The 15,151-nt window shown below is 59.5% G+C and carries 18 protein-coding genes; 10 read left to right on the plus strand and 8 right to left on the minus strand.

What is annotated here, in order from left to right; translation table 11 throughout:
• Positions 1 to 35: 35 nt before the first annotated feature.
• On the minus strand, positions 36 to 1,148 hold the full coding sequence (locus tag ACWKWE_RS00705) for a Gfo/Idh/MocA family protein (protein ID WP_166595381.1): 1,113 nt from the start codon (positions 1,146 to 1,148) through the stop codon (positions 36 to 38).
• Positions 1,149 to 1,410: 262 nt separating this feature from the next.
• Between ACWKWE_RS00705 and ACWKWE_RS00710 the strand changes: the two genes are divergently transcribed.
• Complete coding sequence (locus ACWKWE_RS00710; RefSeq protein WP_483849278.1) at positions 1,411 to 2,319, plus strand: LysR family transcriptional regulator; 909 nt, start codon at positions 1,411 to 1,413, stop codon at positions 2,317 to 2,319.
• A 4-nt stretch (positions 2,320 to 2,323) separates the two neighbouring features.
• Here ACWKWE_RS00710 and ACWKWE_RS00715 read toward each other — a convergent pair whose 3' ends face one another.
• Complete coding sequence (locus tag ACWKWE_RS00715; protein WP_483849279.1) at positions 2,324 to 2,641, minus strand: EthD family reductase; 318 nt, start codon at positions 2,639 to 2,641, stop codon at positions 2,324 to 2,326.
• A 15-nt stretch (positions 2,642 to 2,656) separates the two neighbouring features.
• Positions 2,657 to 3,550, minus strand: a complete 894-nt coding sequence (locus ACWKWE_RS00720; protein WP_483849280.1) for an NmrA family NAD(P)-binding protein — start codon at positions 3,548 to 3,550, stop codon at positions 2,657 to 2,659.
• Positions 3,551 to 3,825: 275 nt separating this feature from the next.
• Here ACWKWE_RS00720 and ACWKWE_RS00725 point away from each other — a divergent pair, with 275 nt between their 5' ends.
• From ACWKWE_RS00725 to ACWKWE_RS00765, 9 genes are all read left to right on the plus strand, one after another.
• A complete protein-coding gene (locus tag ACWKWE_RS00725) occupies positions 3,826 to 4,938 on the plus strand; it encodes an NADH:flavin oxidoreductase/NADH oxidase (RefSeq protein ID WP_483849281.1) in 1,113 nt (370 codons plus the stop codon).
• 37 nt (positions 4,939 to 4,975) lie between these two features.
• Positions 4,976 to 5,743 (plus strand): SDR family NAD(P)-dependent oxidoreductase, encoded by a 768-nt coding sequence (locus tag ACWKWE_RS00730; protein WP_166595386.1) that lies wholly within the window; start codon positions 4,976 to 4,978, stop codon positions 5,741 to 5,743.
• 31 nt (positions 5,744 to 5,774) lie between these two features.
• Positions 5,775 to 6,014: a hypothetical protein gene (locus ACWKWE_RS00735; RefSeq protein WP_341964181.1), complete on the plus strand. Its 240-nt coding sequence runs from the start codon at positions 5,775 to 5,777 to the stop codon at positions 6,012 to 6,014.
• 31 nt (positions 6,015 to 6,045) lie between these two features.
• Entirely contained in the window at positions 6,046 to 6,471 is a 426-nt protein-coding gene (locus ACWKWE_RS00740) for a MarR family winged helix-turn-helix transcriptional regulator (RefSeq protein WP_483849282.1), read from the plus strand.
• 83 nt (positions 6,472 to 6,554) lie between these two features.
• Positions 6,555 to 7,259: an SDR family oxidoreductase gene (locus ACWKWE_RS00745; protein WP_483849283.1), complete on the plus strand. Its 705-nt coding sequence runs from the start codon at positions 6,555 to 6,557 to the stop codon at positions 7,257 to 7,259.
• Positions 7,260 to 7,275: 16 nt separating this feature from the next.
• On the plus strand, positions 7,276 to 7,581 hold the full coding sequence (locus ACWKWE_RS00750; protein WP_483849284.1) for a putative quinol monooxygenase: 306 nt from the start codon (positions 7,276 to 7,278) through the stop codon (positions 7,579 to 7,581).
• A 24-nt stretch (positions 7,582 to 7,605) separates the two neighbouring features.
• Complete coding sequence (locus ACWKWE_RS00755; RefSeq protein ID WP_483849285.1) at positions 7,606 to 7,899, plus strand: hypothetical protein; 294 nt, start codon at positions 7,606 to 7,608, stop codon at positions 7,897 to 7,899.
• A 284-nt stretch (positions 7,900 to 8,183) separates the two neighbouring features.
• The gene (locus ACWKWE_RS00760; RefSeq protein ID WP_483849286.1) at positions 8,184 to 9,713 is read left to right on the plus strand and encodes a catalase; all 1,530 of its coding nucleotides are present in this window, start codon (positions 8,184 to 8,186) and stop codon (positions 9,711 to 9,713) included.
• 61 nt (positions 9,714 to 9,774) lie between these two features.
• Positions 9,775 to 10,428: an ankyrin repeat domain-containing protein gene (locus tag ACWKWE_RS00765; RefSeq protein WP_166595393.1), complete on the plus strand. Its 654-nt coding sequence runs from the start codon at positions 9,775 to 9,777 to the stop codon at positions 10,426 to 10,428.
• A gap of 20 nt (positions 10,429 to 10,448) precedes the next feature.
• On the opposite strand, the gene ACWKWE_RS00770 is transcribed toward ACWKWE_RS00765, so the two are convergent.
• From ACWKWE_RS00770 to ACWKWE_RS00790, 5 genes are all read right to left on the minus strand, one after another.
• Positions 10,449 to 10,919 carry an Lrp/AsnC family transcriptional regulator gene (locus ACWKWE_RS00770; protein ID WP_166595394.1) on the minus strand — a complete coding sequence of 157 codons (471 nt, stop codon included), beginning with the start codon at positions 10,917 to 10,919 and terminating at the stop codon, positions 10,449 to 10,451.
• Between the two features lie 26 nt (positions 10,920 to 10,945).
• Positions 10,946 to 12,253, minus strand: coding sequence for an NAD(P)/FAD-dependent oxidoreductase (locus ACWKWE_RS00775; RefSeq protein ID WP_483849287.1), 1,308 nt, complete (start codon positions 12,251 to 12,253; stop codon positions 10,946 to 10,948).
• An 80-nt stretch (positions 12,254 to 12,333) separates the two neighbouring features.
• On the minus strand, positions 12,334 to 13,173 hold the full coding sequence (locus ACWKWE_RS00780; protein WP_483849288.1) for a transporter substrate-binding domain-containing protein: 840 nt from the start codon (positions 13,171 to 13,173) through the stop codon (positions 12,334 to 12,336).
• A 70-nt stretch (positions 13,174 to 13,243) separates the two neighbouring features.
• A complete protein-coding gene (locus ACWKWE_RS00785) occupies positions 13,244 to 14,014 on the minus strand; it encodes an amino acid ABC transporter ATP-binding protein (RefSeq protein WP_483849289.1) in 771 nt (256 codons plus the stop codon).
• A 14-nt stretch (positions 14,015 to 14,028) separates the two neighbouring features.
• Positions 14,029 to 14,994 carry an amino acid ABC transporter permease gene (locus tag ACWKWE_RS00790; protein WP_483849290.1) on the minus strand — a complete coding sequence of 322 codons (966 nt, stop codon included), beginning with the start codon at positions 14,992 to 14,994 and terminating at the stop codon, positions 14,029 to 14,031.
• Positions 14,995 to 15,151 lie beyond the last annotated feature (157 nt).

A 15,151-nucleotide genomic window follows, 5' to 3' on the forward strand; every position in this document is an offset into this window, starting at 1 on the left:
CTCCAGAAATGGGCTTGGCAATCAGTGATCAGGATTCAAAGGGCGAGCAGGGAGCGGCGGCCGGTTTGCGACGAGGCCAGCACGCCGTCGAGCAGCTTGTGCATGCGCACGGCGTCGTCGAACGTCGCGGCGGCGTGGGTGCCCTCGGCAAGGTCCTGGGCGTACACGTGGTACAGCTCGGCGAGTTCGAGCACCGAGGACGGCAGGTTTTCAGCCGTTGGAAGGCGCGAGTAGCTGGCGGGGATCGGCAACACCTCCAGCGGCAGGTGATCGCCGTGGGCGCCTTCGATCACATAGTCCTCGCCCACCCCGCCGAACGCCGAAACGTTGGTGATGCGCAAGTCACCTTCGTGACCGGTGATTTCGATCTGCACCCCCGAGCCATTGCGTTTGCCGCCTTCGATGTGAACCGAGAGCAGGGCGCCGTCCTCCAGTTGCCCGGCGAGAACCAGTTGGTCTGGCGCGGTGCCGCTCAATTGCTCACCGGTTTCCTTGATGGTGACGACGTCGAATTGGTTGACCGCCAGCGCGCTGACGTTGACCGGCCAGCCCATGGCGGTGAACAGCATGTCGAGGAAATGGCCGGCGTAGATCGACACCACGCTGGAGAAGTTCTCCACCGGTACGGTCCAGCGCAGGGCGTTCGGGCGCAGCGCCTGGAAGTAATTCATGCTGACGTGGATGCGCACCGAGCGCACTTTGCCAACGTAGCCCTGTTGCAGCAGGTCTTGCAGGTAACGGTTGTGCGGCGCGTGACGGCGCTGCAAACCGACGATGGTGCGCACACCCGCTTGCTTCGCCAGGCAGGCCAGCTCTTGCGAGACCGCGGTGCTGGTGGTCAACGGCCATTCGCAATAGACGTTCTTGCCAGCCGCGATGGCGGCGCGTACCGCCTCTTCGTGTTGAGGGGCAATCGTCAGGACCACCACCAGATCGACGTCGGGGTGATTGACCAGCTCGTCCAGGGATTCGGCTACATGGGGAATGCCCAGGTGGGCAGCGGCGACTTGCGCACTGTCCAGACGTTGGCTGTAAACGGCAGTGATTTCATATTGAGGCAACAGCGAGAGCACGCGAACGTGACCGTGCATGGCCCAGTTGCCAATACCGACCAGGCCGACGCGGATAGGGGAAGCAGTAGGGCGCATGACAGACTCCAGAGATTCACGGGACAGGCTTCGAAGTCTAGGGAGCGCAGGGCAGGGGAAAAACAGGCCGGATATCCGAACATTTCGGACAAAAAAGCTTTAATGGCAAAGGAGCAGAGCCAAAGCCCGTGTAGCGAGGGCACCAGCCTGCGGGGGGATTTCAGCCTTTTTGTCCACTGTGTTCGGAGGCGTGGCCGGTTTTTCCCGGCACGTCGATTGCCTACCCTGTGGGCTTTCTCGCCACATCGCTGGAGGCCCGCCGATGGACCTGTTTTTCGCCATGAAAGTGTTCACCCGCGTGGTGGAATCCAACAGCTTCACGCGGGCGGCTGACACGCTGCACATCCCCAAGGCGTCGGCCACCATCGTCATTCAACAGCTCGAAGCCCACTTGAAGATTCGGCTGTTGCAGCGCACCACCCGCAGCCTCGGACTGACGCCGGACGGGGCGGCGTATTACCAGCGTTGCGTACGAATTCTGGCGGACATCGAAGAGGCGGAACACGCGCTGGTCGCAAAAGCGGACACGCCGCGCGGCACGTTGCGCATCGACATGCCGACGTCTCTGGGCAAGCTGTTGGTACTGCCGGACCTTTATGCCTTCCACCAGCGCTACCCCGACATCGAGCTGATGGCAGGCTTTGGCGACAAGCCGGTGGACCTGATTCAGGACAGCGTCGATTGCGTGATTCGCGTGGGTGAACTGCCGACATCGAACATGGTGGCGCGGCGCATTGGCTTCTATCGACCGGTCACGGTGGCCAGTCCTGATTACCTCGCACGACACGGCATGCCCACGGCGCTGGACGAGCTCAAGACCCACGTCGCGATCAATTTTTTCTGGGGGCGCCACGGCAAGCTGATGAACTTCAGTTTTACCGTCGCAGACCAGGTCGTCGAAACGCTGTTGCAGGGCAACCTGGCCGTGAACGACACCGACGTCTGGATGCAGTCCTGTTTGAGAGGGTTGGGGATCATTCAGGCGCCGCGGTTCATGGCGGCGCCTTATCTGGCGTCCGGGGAGCTGGTGGAAGTATTGAACACCTACGTTCCACCGCCTTTGCCGATTTCAGTCGTCTACCCGCAAAACAGACACCTTGCACCGACGGTCAGGGTGTTTGTCGATTGGATCGCCGAGCTGTTTGAACACCATCCGCTGTTGGTGGAATGAAACATCAGTCCACGTCCACGACTTCGCTGATCTGATACGCCGGCGATGCATTGGTGAAGTTGGCGATGTCGTTTTCCAGTTCCTCGCCGTGGGGCGCAATACCGGCTTGAAACGCTTCGACGGATTCACAATACAGATGGCACAGGCCGACGTATAAGGGCGCGCTGTCCGGTTCTATTCCTGACAGCCCCTTGTCGATGCTGTAGGAGATCAGGTGATTTCCCAACCGCCTTTTCACCAACGGCAGGTGCACGTCGCGGTAATAACGATGATTGAAATGAATCCCGCGTCCGGAGGGGTACATCACGCTGATCTTGATCACGTTGTCGCCTCCCCATCAGCGGCTTTTGTAAATGGCGGCGAAACGCTTGGCAAAGGCTTCAATGGACGTGCCACCAAACGGCGCTTTCGTTTCGAAGAAGTGTTCGAACAACAGCCCTTTGTCCAACGTGTCGAACATCTCGACGTAGTCGTTCGCCGCGCCCTTGGCGAACCCGTAGCCCAACAGCACTTGGCGGAAGTCTTCTTTCTCGAACTTCTCCCATTTCAGATCCGGGATGCCGATTTCCTTGCCGATCAGTGCAGCAATTTCATCGGTGCCGGTGATATCGCTGATGACGTACTGGTAGCTGTGGCCCTTGAAGTTCTGGGTGGCCAGCGCCGCTGCGGCGGTACGGGCAATGTCTTCAGGGTCGACGACCGTGAAACGGCCTTGCGGGATGGCGAACATGTTGCCCATGTGCCCGGCCTTTTTGATCAGGTCGATGGACAGCAACAGATTGCTGTAGAAGTAACCTGTGCGCAGGCTCAATACGTTCACGCCGGAGCCCAGTGTATTCAGCACATCTTCGGCCAGGCCCATGCCGCTGATGGGGCCGGCATCCGTCTGGCGGTCAGCGCCGTAGCTGCTCAGGAACACCACGTTTTTAACGCCGGTGGCCTCAATGGCGGCCTTGAAGTTATGGGCGTATTCGATGCTTTGTTGCTTCTGGTCCTGCGAGTTCCACATCGGCGGCAGCATCAAGTACACGCCGTCTGCACCCTTCAACGTGTCTTTCAGAAAGGCCACATCTTCCATGTCGCCAATTGCGGCATTCGCGCCTTGTTTGACCAACGCCGCGATGTTGTCAGCGTTGCGGCTGACCACACTCGCGTCATGACCCGCGGCCAGAAGCAGTTCGGTCAGAGGTTTGGAGACATTGCCAGCACTGCCTGTTACGACGAATTTCATATCGAGTATCCCGTAGTGAGAGAAGAACATTGCCGTGTCCACATGGGGGAACACTGCAGAGGTGGGCCGACGATACGGGGCCGATGAACCGGGATAAATCGAGGGGCGCGGTAAACAGAATTCATTCGGGCTAAACAATGCATCAATGGGCCCGTGGGCTGGACGGCAAAGGAATAACAGACAAAAACGCCGAAGTGACCGGACTGCCGCGCCGTTTATTGCGAACAACGCTTCGGACATGCTGAAGGTCATCCACTCTGATCGATGAGGTTCACATGAACGGTCTGTTTTCAGCCTTGCAACTGCGGGGCCTAACGTTGCCCAACCGCATTGTCGTGTCCCCCATGTGCCAATATTGCGCGGCCGATGGCCTGGCGAACTCTTGGCATGTCGCTCACCTCACACAACTGGCCATTTCCGGCGCCGGCATGTTGACCATCGAGTCCACGGCGGTCGAGCCTGACGGGCGCATCACTCCCGGTGACCTTGGACTGTGGAGCGATGACACTGAAGCGGCGCTCGGCACGGTCATTCAGGCGATCCGGGATCATTCGCGGACCCCCGTTGCCCTGCAACTCGCTCACGCCGGGCGCAAGGCGTCGAGTTATGAGCCTTGGCGCGGCGGGCAGCTCATCCCGGTGTCCGAGGGTGGTTGGGAGACCGTCGCACCGTCCGCGATTCCTCATAAAGAAGGTGAAGCTGCGCCGGTCGAGCTGACAAAAGCCGACATCGTGCGTCTTCGCGAAGCCTTCGTCGCCGCTACCCGGCGCGCGGCCCGCTTGGGCGTGGACGCGTTGGAATTGCATGGTGGCCATGGCTACCTGATTCACCAGTTCTTGTCGCCGATCTCTAATCAGCGCACCGACGAATACGGCGGCTCGCTGGAAAACCGCATGCGCTTTCTGCTGGAAGTCTTCGACGCCGTGCGCGACGCCTGGCCGGACGAGCGCCCACTGGGTGTGAAACTGTCGGCCTCCGATTGGGTGGAAGGCGGGCTGGACATCGACGCGACGGTGACCATTTCTCGCGCCCTGAAGGCACACGGTGCGGACTGGGTGGTGTCGTCGTCGGGCGGTATTTCCCCGCTGCAAAAAATCGCCCCAGCCCCCGGCTATCAGCTGCCGTTTGCCGCTCGGGTGAAGCAAGAAGCCGGGCTCGTTTCCACCGCCGTCGGCCTGATCACCGAACCGCGCCAGGCCGATGAAATCATCCGCTCGGGCGAGGCCGATCTGGTGGCCATCGCCCGCGCCATGCTCAACGACCCGCGCTGGCCATGGCGAGCGGCCGCCGAGCTGGGCGCCAAGGTGACGGCACCGCCGCAATACTGGCGAGCGCTGCCCCAAGGCCACGCAGACATTTTCGAGCACCTCGTGTTTGGCGCCCGTTGAGTGGGCGTGACACCGCGAATCAACTCTGGAGAATCCTATGAGCAGCTCTGTCAACAACAGCAACGATGGGCCAGTGGCGCTGATCACAGGCGCGCTGGCGGGTATTGGTCGAGCGACGGCCATTGCGTTCGGGCAGGCGGGCTACCGGGTGGTGATCTCGGGGCGTCGCGAAGAAGCCGGGCAAGCGTTGCTCGCGGAACTGGAAGCGCAGGGCGTGCAGGCGATCTTTCAGCGGGCCGATGTCCGTTATGAAAACGAAATCGAACGCCTCGTGGACGTGACCGTCGCCGAGTTTGGCCGACTGGACACCGCCGTCAACAACGCGGGCGTGGACGGGAAATTCGCGTCCATCCTGGAGGTCACTTCAGCGGAATACGAACAAGTGTTCGCCGCCAACGTGCTCGGCACGCTGCTGTCGATGAAGCACGAGATGCGTGTGATGCGGGCGCAAGGGTTTGGCAGCATTGTCAACCTGTCGTCGAGCATGGGCATCAAGGGCGCGCCCAATGCTTCTCTTTACGCGGGGAGCAAGCATGCGGTGGAAGGGATCACCAAATCGGTGGCCCTGGAAGCCGCGCCGTTTGGCATTCGGGTCAATGCTGTGGCACCCGGCCCCGTGCAAACCGAGATGTTCGACCGCATCACGGGTGACGAAGCGGGAAGAGAACGCATGATTGACGGCGTGCCCATGAAACGCATCGGCACACCGGAAGAAATCGCCCGCATGATCGTGTTCGTCGCCTCGGGCGCCGTGCCATTCATGACCGGCGAGATCGTGCGCGTGAACGGCGGCAAGACGGCCTGAGTGGCGATGATTTTTAAGCAGGAAATGGTCGATGGCCAAGGCAGAATGGACGGTGCTGGACAGCGTTGAAAATGACGAGCGCAATCGGTGTGTCGATATTTTCGTGCGCACCGATGGTTCTTACGGGTTCGAAGAGTTCCGCTTCGATCCCGAGGACGGCCAGTGGATGAAGACTCGTTACTACGCCGATCAGCGTTTTGTGGCGCTGGATCAGGTCTATTCGGAGATTGAGCGCCGAGTGCCCTGGAGCCACGGAAGACAAAGGGGTTGACTGATGTGCATATACACATATGATGGGCGTCATGAAAGAAATTACCGGCCCCGATCTCTGCCATTGCCTTGCCGTCAGGCGCAATGCGAGGTACCTCACTCGACTCTATGACCGACATCTGGCCAGGACCGATCTGTCGATCTCGCAGTTTTCGTTGTTGGCGATGCTCGTCAAACACCCGGAAATCTCCATCTCGGACCTGGCCGAGATCATGGTCATGGAACGCACGACGTTGGTAAGAGCCCTCAAACCGCTGCAAATGTCAGGATTCGTCCTCAGCCGCACGGAAGGGCCACGGTCGGCCTTGCGGCTGTTTCTCTCCGAAGGCGGGAGGGCGAAATTCGAAGAGGCGCTGCCCGATTGGGACGCCGCTCAAGCCGAGCTGGAAGCAGAAATGGGCCGGGAGCAAGCGGTGACGGTTCGGGCGTCGTTATTGGTGGTCGTACCGGAGCTGTGATTTTTTTTTACTCTCTACTGTGTAATTACACACTAACCTCGCGAAGCCGCTGCTTCGCGTTTCTGAATCATCAGGAGCATCCAATGAATATCGCCGGATCCGTAGTGTTTGTAACGGGCGCCAGCCGTGGCCTGGGCCTTGCGCTTGCCAAAGTAGCGTTGGCCCAAGGGGCTTCGAAAGTTTATGCCGGTGTGCGCAACACCGAAGGGTTCGACGTGCCGGGCATCATTCCGGTCAAGGTCGACGTCACCGACGAAGCGTCGGTGCTGGCGGCCGCCGAACAGTGTCAGGACACCACGGTACTGGTGAACAACGCGGGGATTGGCGAGATTCAGGACAGTGCCCTGGCGCCCAACATGATTGAGCTGACTCGGCGCATGATGGACACCAACACCTTCGGCATCGTGCGCACGGCCCAGGCCTTTGCCCCGATTCTCGCGCGCAATGGCGGCGGTGCCATCGTCAACGTGTTGTCGGACGTGACGTGGTTGAGTCGGCCGATGCTCGCTGCTTACGCGGCGTCCAAGTCAGCCGCCTGGAGCGTGACCAACGCGCTGCGCCTCGAACTCACTGGCCAGAAGACTCAGGTCGTTGCCGTGCACGTGGGCTTTGTCGACACCGACCTCGTCAGAGGCTTCGACGTGCCGAAAACCGACCCCCGCGTTGTGGCTGAAGTGGTGTTCGAGGGCGTGAATGGCGGGGCGCTCGAAGTGCTCGTCGACGAAGGCACTCGACTCATCAAGTCCAGCCTGTCACTGCCTGATGCGGTGTATTTCAACCCACAGTGAGCATGAGGAAAAAGGTATGAGCGACGTCCCGTACATTCTGCTGGTGAACGCAACGGTCAAGCCTGAATACCTGACCGAGGTGCTGGAAGCCGCTGCTGTCACGCTGGCACACACGCTCAAAGAGCCGGGCTGTGTGGCGTTTCATCAGACTGCTTATGCGCAGGACCCCACGCATCTGTGTTTCTTTGAATACTTTGCCTCGGAAGCGGCCCATGCCGAACACATGGCGCAGCCCTATACCCAAGCCTTCATGACGCTGCTGGAAGGCAAACTGATGAGCGCACCAGACATGCAGCGACTGACTCTGGCATACGCCGGTTGATGGAGCTGCTTTACCCAGGCAGGCATGACGGGCCTGCTTTCATTGACTGAGGAGGTATTTATGACGATGGGTGCGGTGAGTTCTTCTTCGGGGATCGTGCAACTTCGCACGATCAACCCCAACGAGATGAATAAGGTGATCATGACAACGCCGGATTCATCAGAGCCTCTGAAACTGGACAGCGCAGGCACGGTGATACCGCCGTCTTCTTCGCTGTTGGCACCACCGTCAGACGCGCAAAAGGCCGCCGCGAAAGCCGAGGATCGACAACATGAAGCATTCGCCCGACTCAAAGTCGAGATGAGCGCCAAGCGTTAAGTTCACGTTTGATTGTTTCGCGCGTTACAGCCACACATTACCTGAGATTCGCCGCTCATCATGTACACGATGAACGGTGAAGTTCTCGGGTATTTGTGTTTTAAGAATTAATCGTCCTGAGCAGTGAAGAGCTGATGCTTCACGGTTAGCCATTCCTGTTTGCGGGGTAAGCGCGTGTTCCATTGTTTTTCCATATGGGGCTGATGATTAAAAGCCAATGGCTGACAACTCCCACACTCACCAGTATTCGGAGGCTATTAATAATAAATGAGGAAATAAATTCCATGAGCCATAATCGTTCTCTCTGGAGCGCCTCCGTGCTCGCTGTTGCCATTGCCGCTTCATCTGCCGTTCATGCAGATCAACTCACGCGAGACAGTGGTGCCCCTGTCGGCGACAATCAAAACTCTCAAACGGCAGGCGATGCCGGTCCCGTATTACTTCAAGACGCCCACTTGATTGAAAAACTGCAGCGGTTTGATCGCGAGCGCATTCCCGAACGCGTCGTTCATGCGAGGGGCACGGGGGCCTTTGGTGACTTCGAGCCGACTGCTGATCTGCATGACCTGACCGTGGCGCAAGTTTTTCAACCGGGCAATAAAACGCCCGTATTCGTCAGGTTTTCCACGGTGATGGGGTATCGGGGATCGCCCGAACAAGCCCGTGATCCCCGCGGTTTTGCCGTGAAGTTCTACACCTCACAAGGTAACTGGGACATGGTCGGCATTAACTGGCCGATCTTTTTTATCCGCGATGCGATCAAATTTCCCGACTTCGTTCATGCCAACAAACCCAGCGCGGTCACTGGCGTACAAGATCCCAACCTGGCGTTTGACTTCTTCGCGCACACGCCAGAAGCCACCAATATGTTGACTCACCTCTATACCGTCGAGGGCATGCCGGATTCCTATCGTCACATGGATGGCTCGGCGGTACACGCATTCAAATTCATCAACGCTGATGGCGTGACCCATTATGTGAAGTTTACCTGGAAGAGCCGGCAGGGCGTTCATGGTTTTGAACCCAAACACATCGGTGGTTCCATTGCGACTGACTGGAACTTGATGACTAATGATTTGTATGGCGCCATCAAAAAAGGTGACTTTCCCAAATGGGATCTCTATGTCCAAGTGCTGACGCCAGGGGAGTTGGGCAAGTTTGATTTCGATGCGCTCGACGACACAAAAGTCTGGACCGGCGTGCCGGATCGAAAAGTCGGCACGCTGACGCTGAATAAAATTCCGGACAATTATTTTGAATCCACCGAAGAGTCGGCCTTTGCACCGTCACGTTTGGTGCCGGGAATTGAAGCATCCGAAGACCGCATGCTTCAGGGACGCTTGTTCGCGTATGCAGATACCCAAATGTATCGGCTCGGCGCCAACTATCAGCAACTTCCCATCAACGCGCCGAAAACACCTGTCAGCAATAACAGCCAGGACGGTGCCTTGAACGCGAGTGGACGTCAGGGCGAGATCAACTACGAACCGTCGGGCATCAAGGAACTCAGCCAGGACCCTAAATATAAAGATGCAGCGACGCCGGTCAGTGGGGTTACTCAGCAGCGCATGACCCAAAAACCTCGAAACTTCTTCCAGGCCGGCGAGTACTACCGGGGCCTTTCCGAGAAGGACAAAGGCTTCCTGATCGAAGCCTTGAGCGCGGACCTGAACCACGTCACCAACGAGGCCAACAAGTACACGATGCTTTCCTACTTCTATAAGGCGGACGCCGGTTACGGCGGGCAGTTGGCGAAGGCGACCCACGCCGACGTCGAGCGCGTCAAGTCACTCGCAACTCGCCTGGAAGACTGAGTCGGCGTTGAGAACGGCCATCGCGTCGGGTAATGACGCGGTGGTCTTGAGGAGATGATCCATGCACACCTATTCCCGTCGCCGAATCGGCTTCGTTGTTGCTGCACTGGTGCTGTTGGCGGGTCTTTCGTGGGTGGGACTGCGCGTCAGCCACCTGCTTGTGCCCGATTTCTGGCTGCCCTCGACCCCCGAGCACCTGGTCAGTGAGGAACGCCCCGTGCAGGTGAATCCGCATATCTATGATCAGCAATGGTTCGACGCCGCCCGTGCGGGGCGAACCGACATCAGCCAGGCGCTGATCGACGCCGGTTTTCCGGTGAACAGCCAGAGTGGCGAGGGTTACACCGCGCTGGTGTTGGCGACCTACCACGGACAGACCGACGAGGTCAGGTTGTTGCTCGGCGCCACCGCCGACCCTTGTATCCCCGACCACAACGGCAATACCGCGCTGATGGGCGCGTTGTTCAAGGGAGAAATGGCCATGGCGAAGTTGCTGGTTGATCGTTGCGCCATCGATCAGACCAACAACAGCGGCCAAACCGCGCTGGCCTTCGCGGCGCTGTTCGGGCGTCTGGATTTCGTGCCGGTGTTAATCGCACAGGGTGCCGATCTGAACCATCAGGACGCACGGGGCGAAACCGCGCTGAGTATCGTGATGGGGCAGGGCAATGAGATCGCCGCCGCTGCGTTGCGTCGCCGTGGGGCGACGGAATGAAACAACGCGTTCCCGCTCGCTCACTCCATCAGTTTTCGGCTGAATTTGGTTTCCATCACGATGTGAGACGACGTATGCGCGACACCCTTGATCATGTTGATCCGGATCAACTCGGCGTTGAGGTCGCTCAGGGTGGAGGTGGCCAAATGAATGATGAAATCCGATTCCCCCGACACGGCGTACACCGCCTGCACCGCGTCCATTTTGCGCAGGGAAGTCATCACATCGGTGTAGCTCTTGTTGGTGCACGAGGTCATGGTGAAGCAGTTGATGGTCTGTTGGAGACGGTCCTGGTCGATGCGCACGCTGTAGCCGGTAATGACCCCGGCTTTTTCCAGACGGGTGATGCGCTCCTGCACGGACGAGCGCGACACGCCCAGCTTGCGTGCCAACGAGGCGGTGGGTTCCCGGGCATTGGCTTGCAAAAGGCTGAGCAGTTGTCGGTCTTTGTCGGTCAGGTTGAACAGCGGACCGGGGGTAGGCGCATCCATGAAAACGTCCTTGGCCTTGCTCTGATTCAGGGGTGAGAAACCGCTTTGCGCTGTGACCGGGTTTCCTGAAAGAAATCCATGATCTTCAGCCCGGCGTAAACCGTTTGGGCCGCCGCGGGCCCGAGAGGACCACCGTTCCATTGCAGTCCGTACGCATCGAACAACCGGTAGCGATCGCTTTCGCCGCAAATGGCTTCGGCGATCACGCGTCCGCCAATGGGCGCAGTGTTCATACCATGGCCGCCGAACGAGGTACAAGCCCAGAGCCCCGTGCCCAATGAAGCGATGTGAGGCATCTTGTGCCGGGCATAGCCCATCAGCCCCGACCAGGCTTTATCGATCTTCACCCCTTTCAACTGCGGGTAGACGTCGAGAATATCGGCCGTCAACAACTGCCCCAGGCGCTTTTCATCCTGCAGGTTTTTGGTGGTGATGCGCCCACCCCAGAGCAAACGATCGCCATCCACGACCCGGTAATAATCGGAGGCCCGGCGATTGTCGCCCACCGCATCGCGGGTGTTCACGGCCGCCGCCAACCCCGACCCAAGGCGTTCGGTCAGTACCGCGTAAGTGGCGATGGGCAGAAAGGCGCCGCGTAGCTTGCCGAACTCGGGGCCGCCATACCCGCCGCAGCAATACACCACATCGCCGCATTCGACGCTGCCTTTATCCGTGATCACCCGATGCCCGCCGTCCCGGCGCTCGACCCGGACCATCGGCGACTGTTCGTAAATCGCGCCGCCGCTGCGTTCAATGAGCCCGGCCAGGCCGAGGCAATAATTCAAGGGGTGAAAATGGAAACCGTGGGTGTCCCGAAGTGCCTGAAAGTAGCGGTCGGTTTTCAGCCGTTCACGTACCGCATCGCGATCCAGGTAGTCGAGATGAAAGTCGAAGTCCGTGGCCATTTTGTCCTGCAGTCGCCGCAGGCTGTCGGCATCGTCGTAGCGGATCACGCTCAGCTTTCCCGTCGTGGGTGAACAGCCGGGCAGGGCGTGTCGGGCGATGGTCTCACGCACGATATCGACCCCTTCCAGCGACAGTTTGAACAGCGCGGCAGCGGTGGTTTTCCCGCAGCGTCGTTCGATGGCCGACATGCCTTCTGACCAACCCTGAAGCACGAAGCCGCCATTGCGCCCTGACGCGCCCCATGCCACTCGGCCAGCGTCGAGCAACGCGACGGTCTTGCCTCGTGTCAGCAGTGCCCAGGCCGTGCTCAACCCTGCCAGCCCTGCGCCGACCACGCAGACATCGGCGCGCACGTTGCCTGACAGCACAGGCCGCGAGGGCGTGTCCTGCATCGTCGCGGTGTAGTAGTTGTTGTTATAGGTGAACATGAAAACCGTTGTCCTTTTTGCTGGGCGCAGGCGTCCAGGACGCCACGTCGAGGACGGGCGCCTGTACGGTCTGTTGGGGGTTATTGCACTTGCGTGAGGTCGGCGCCGTACCATTTTTCGGACAGCTGCTTCAGCGTTCCGTCGGCTTTCATGTCGGCGACGATCTTGGTCAACGCGCTGTTGAACGCTTCATCGCCCTTGTCGACGGCAATGGCCAGCGGTTCGTAGTAAGCGGGTTTGCCCTCCACGCGCACGATGGGATAGCCGTTCTTGACCGCCGCCACGATGGTGGGCAGGGCGGACAAGGTCGCATTCAGCCGGACGCCATTGCCCATCCGCAGATCATCCAGCGGGCCCATGCTGTCGCCATAGGTTTTCACTTCACCGGGCGTGACGTCGTAGGTGAACGATGGCACGTCCGCCGCGTCGATCTTCAGGCGGCGATTGATGTAATCCTCGGACGTCGTTCCCGCTTCCACGCCAATGATCTTGCCGTTCAGGTCCGCAGCCTGGGTGCCGGCAGCATCCTTGTGCACCGCGAACACGTACGGGGTGTAGTAATAGATGGCCGGGAAATCCAGCACGCGACCGCGCTCGGTGGTCGGGGTCATGGAACCGACGGACAGGTCCCAGCGGTTCGACCAGCGCCCGGCCGTGATGACCCCGTATTCGGGAGTCACGAATTCGGTCTTGCTGCCCAGGCGTTTGCCGATTTCGTTCGCCACGTCGATGTCGAAGCCTTGCAGTGTGTTGTCCGGACCGAGGAAAGACTGGGGTGGCCAGTTAGCGGCCGTGGCGACCTTGATCACCTTGGTCTGGTGAACCCGGTCGAGGGTCGCGCCTGCCCAGGCGCCTCCGGTGGCCAACATGACGACAGTGGTGACAGCAGCGGTCGCGAAGAAACGCGTGAACGGGATCATGGGTAAGCTCCTGGTGTCCGAAATGGTTTTTGTTGTTTTCGGTGAACGTTGCAAGGTGCGGTGAAGCCTCTCAGTGGCTGAGAATCTGCGATAGAAACTCTCGGGCACGCGGGTGCTGAGGGTTGTCGAAAAAATCGGTGGGGCGGGCCTGCTCGATGATCGCGCCCTGATCCATGAAGATGATGCGATCGGCCACACGACGGGCGAACCCCATTTCATGGGTCACGCACACCATCGTGATGCCGTCCTGGGCCAGTTCGCCCATCACGTCCAGCACCTCCTTGACCATTTCCGGGTCGAGTGCCGAGGTGGGCTCGTCGAACAGCATGATGCGCGGCCGCATGCAGAGGGCCCGGGCAATCGCCACACGCTGTTGTTGACCGCCCGAGAGCTGGCCGGGGTATTTATCGGCCTGGTTCCTGATCCGCACGCGGTCGAGGTATTCATACGCCAGTTCGCGGGCTTTCGATTCGCTGAGCTTGCTCACGAGGCGCGGCCCGAGCATGAGGTTTTCCAGCACGGTCATGTGCGGGAACAGGTTGAACTGCTGAAACACCATGCCGATCTGGCGACGAATCCCCGCCACGCAGGTGGCATCGCGGGTCAGCTCGACGCCGTCGATGAACACGTGGCCTTTCTGGAAATCCTCCAACAGATTAAGACAGCGGATCAGCGTGGACTTGCCGGAGCCCGAAGGGCCGCACACCACGACGATTTCACCGGCCGCGATGTGCAGGTCGATCCCCTTGAGCACGTGAAAGTCGCCGTACCACTTGTGCATGTCCTGGATCGAGACAGCCGGATACGCCGCCGACGCGAGGGAAACGGAGGGCTGATTCATTGTCGTGCTCCTGATCAGCGATGGGCGCGGTTGAAGTGTTTTTCCATCCGTGCCTGAACCGTTTCCAGCACGATGGATAGCAGCCAATACAGCACGGCAGCGGTGATGAGCATTTCCAGGTGACGGAACTCGGCGCGGCCTTGGGTGCGGGCGAGGAACATCAGCTCCCACACCCCGATTACCGATACCAGCGAGCTGTCCTTGAGCATCGAGATGAACTGATTGCCGGTCGGCGGGATGATCAGCCGCATGGACTGCGGGAGGATCACTCGGGTCATGGTCTGGAACGGCGTCAGGCCGATGGCCCGCGAGGCTTCCCACTGCCCACGGGAAATGCTGCTGATGCCCGCGCGGAAAATTTCTGTCATGTAGGCGCCGTAGCACAGCGAGAGCGCGAGAATCCCCGCGGGCACTGCGCCGACCACATAGCCCAGCTGGGGGATGCCGAGGTAGATCAGGTAAATCTGAATCAGCAGCGGGACGCCGCGAAAGAACGAGGTGTAGAAACTGGCGATGGCAATGGCGAAGCCGTTGGACGACAGCCGGGCCGTGGCACCCAACAGCGCCAGCACGAACGCGATGGCAATGGAAATGGCGGACACGTAGACGGTGGTGAACACCCCTTGAGTGATCATGAAGCCGACCTTGGTGGCGATGAAGCTGTAAGACAGATTGAACGTGTCGAAGAACAGCAGGAACAGCACCAGCAGCTCGCACCAGACGGTGATGATCTGCGCCCGTAGCGGAAAGCGGCCGAGCATGAACAGATTCAGCATGGCGGTGAGGGTGAAGGTCCCGCCCACCGCGATATTGCGTGCCCACGGCGATTCCAGATCGAGGACGATGGGGCCCATCAGGTGTGAGAGCCGACTTTCGCCAACGCCACACAGGAGGGTGATGCAGAAAATGACAGCGGCGATGGCGCCCATGAACATGACACTGTCAGTGAAACGCGCCTTGATGATGTGATCCTTGTACATCGCTTGCATGCCTCAGGGTGAACCCCATTTGTTGTTGTGGGGCCATTATGAGGGCGCGATTTGCCGGGCGGCAGCCTGCGATTTAACGGTTGTCAGGATTTGTTATCGAACAATCGCCGGTTAAACCCCTACATCTGACGGTGTGGGGCGTCATGTT

It is taken from the genome of Pseudomonas salicis, from assembly GCF_057128705.1.

What these genes read in the sequence shown, in the direction of transcription:
- ACWKWE_RS00710 (WP_483849278.1), top strand. Translation starts at nt 1,411, where the DNA reads ATGGACCTGTTTTTCGCCATGAAAGTGTTCACCCGCGTGGTGGAATCC.
- ACWKWE_RS00785 (WP_483849289.1), bottom strand. Translation starts at nt 14,014, where the DNA reads ATGAATCAGCCCTCCGTTTCCCTCGCGTCGGCGGCGTATCCGGCTGTC.
- ACWKWE_RS00770 (WP_166595394.1), bottom strand. Translation starts at nt 10,919, where the DNA reads ATGGATGCGCCTACCCCCGGTCCGCTGTTCAACCTGACCGACAAAGAC.
- ACWKWE_RS00740 (WP_483849282.1), top strand. Translation starts at nt 6,046, where the DNA reads ATGAAAGAAATTACCGGCCCCGATCTCTGCCATTGCCTTGCCGTCAGG.
- ACWKWE_RS00720 (WP_483849280.1), bottom strand. Translation starts at nt 3,550, where the DNA reads ATGAAATTCGTCGTAACAGGCAGTGCTGGCAATGTCTCCAAACCTCTG.
- ACWKWE_RS00750 (WP_483849284.1), top strand. Translation starts at nt 7,276, where the DNA reads ATGAGCGACGTCCCGTACATTCTGCTGGTGAACGCAACGGTCAAGCCT.
- ACWKWE_RS00760 (WP_483849286.1), top strand. Translation starts at nt 8,184, where the DNA reads ATGAGCCATAATCGTTCTCTCTGGAGCGCCTCCGTGCTCGCTGTTGCC.
- ACWKWE_RS00745 (WP_483849283.1), top strand. Translation starts at nt 6,555, where the DNA reads ATGAATATCGCCGGATCCGTAGTGTTTGTAACGGGCGCCAGCCGTGGC.
- ACWKWE_RS00730 (WP_166595386.1), top strand. Translation starts at nt 4,976, where the DNA reads ATGAGCAGCTCTGTCAACAACAGCAACGATGGGCCAGTGGCGCTGATC.
- ACWKWE_RS00780 (WP_483849288.1), bottom strand. Translation starts at nt 13,173, where the DNA reads ATGATCCCGTTCACGCGTTTCTTCGCGACCGCTGCTGTCACCACTGTC.
- ACWKWE_RS00790 (WP_483849290.1), bottom strand. Translation starts at nt 14,994, where the DNA reads ATGTACAAGGATCACATCATCAAGGCGCGTTTCACTGACAGTGTCATG.
- ACWKWE_RS00765 (WP_166595393.1), top strand. Translation starts at nt 9,775, where the DNA reads ATGCACACCTATTCCCGTCGCCGAATCGGCTTCGTTGTTGCTGCACTG.
- ACWKWE_RS00735 (WP_341964181.1), top strand. Translation starts at nt 5,775, where the DNA reads ATGGCCAAGGCAGAATGGACGGTGCTGGACAGCGTTGAAAATGACGAG.
- ACWKWE_RS00705 (WP_166595381.1), bottom strand. Translation starts at nt 1,148, where the DNA reads ATGCGCCCTACTGCTTCCCCTATCCGCGTCGGCCTGGTCGGTATTGGC.
- ACWKWE_RS00755 (WP_483849285.1), top strand. Translation starts at nt 7,606, where the DNA reads ATGACGGGCCTGCTTTCATTGACTGAGGAGGTATTTATGACGATGGGT.
- ACWKWE_RS00725 (WP_483849281.1), top strand. Translation starts at nt 3,826, where the DNA reads ATGAACGGTCTGTTTTCAGCCTTGCAACTGCGGGGCCTAACGTTGCCC.
- ACWKWE_RS00775 (WP_483849287.1), bottom strand. Translation starts at nt 12,253, where the DNA reads ATGTTCACCTATAACAACAACTACTACACCGCGACGATGCAGGACACG.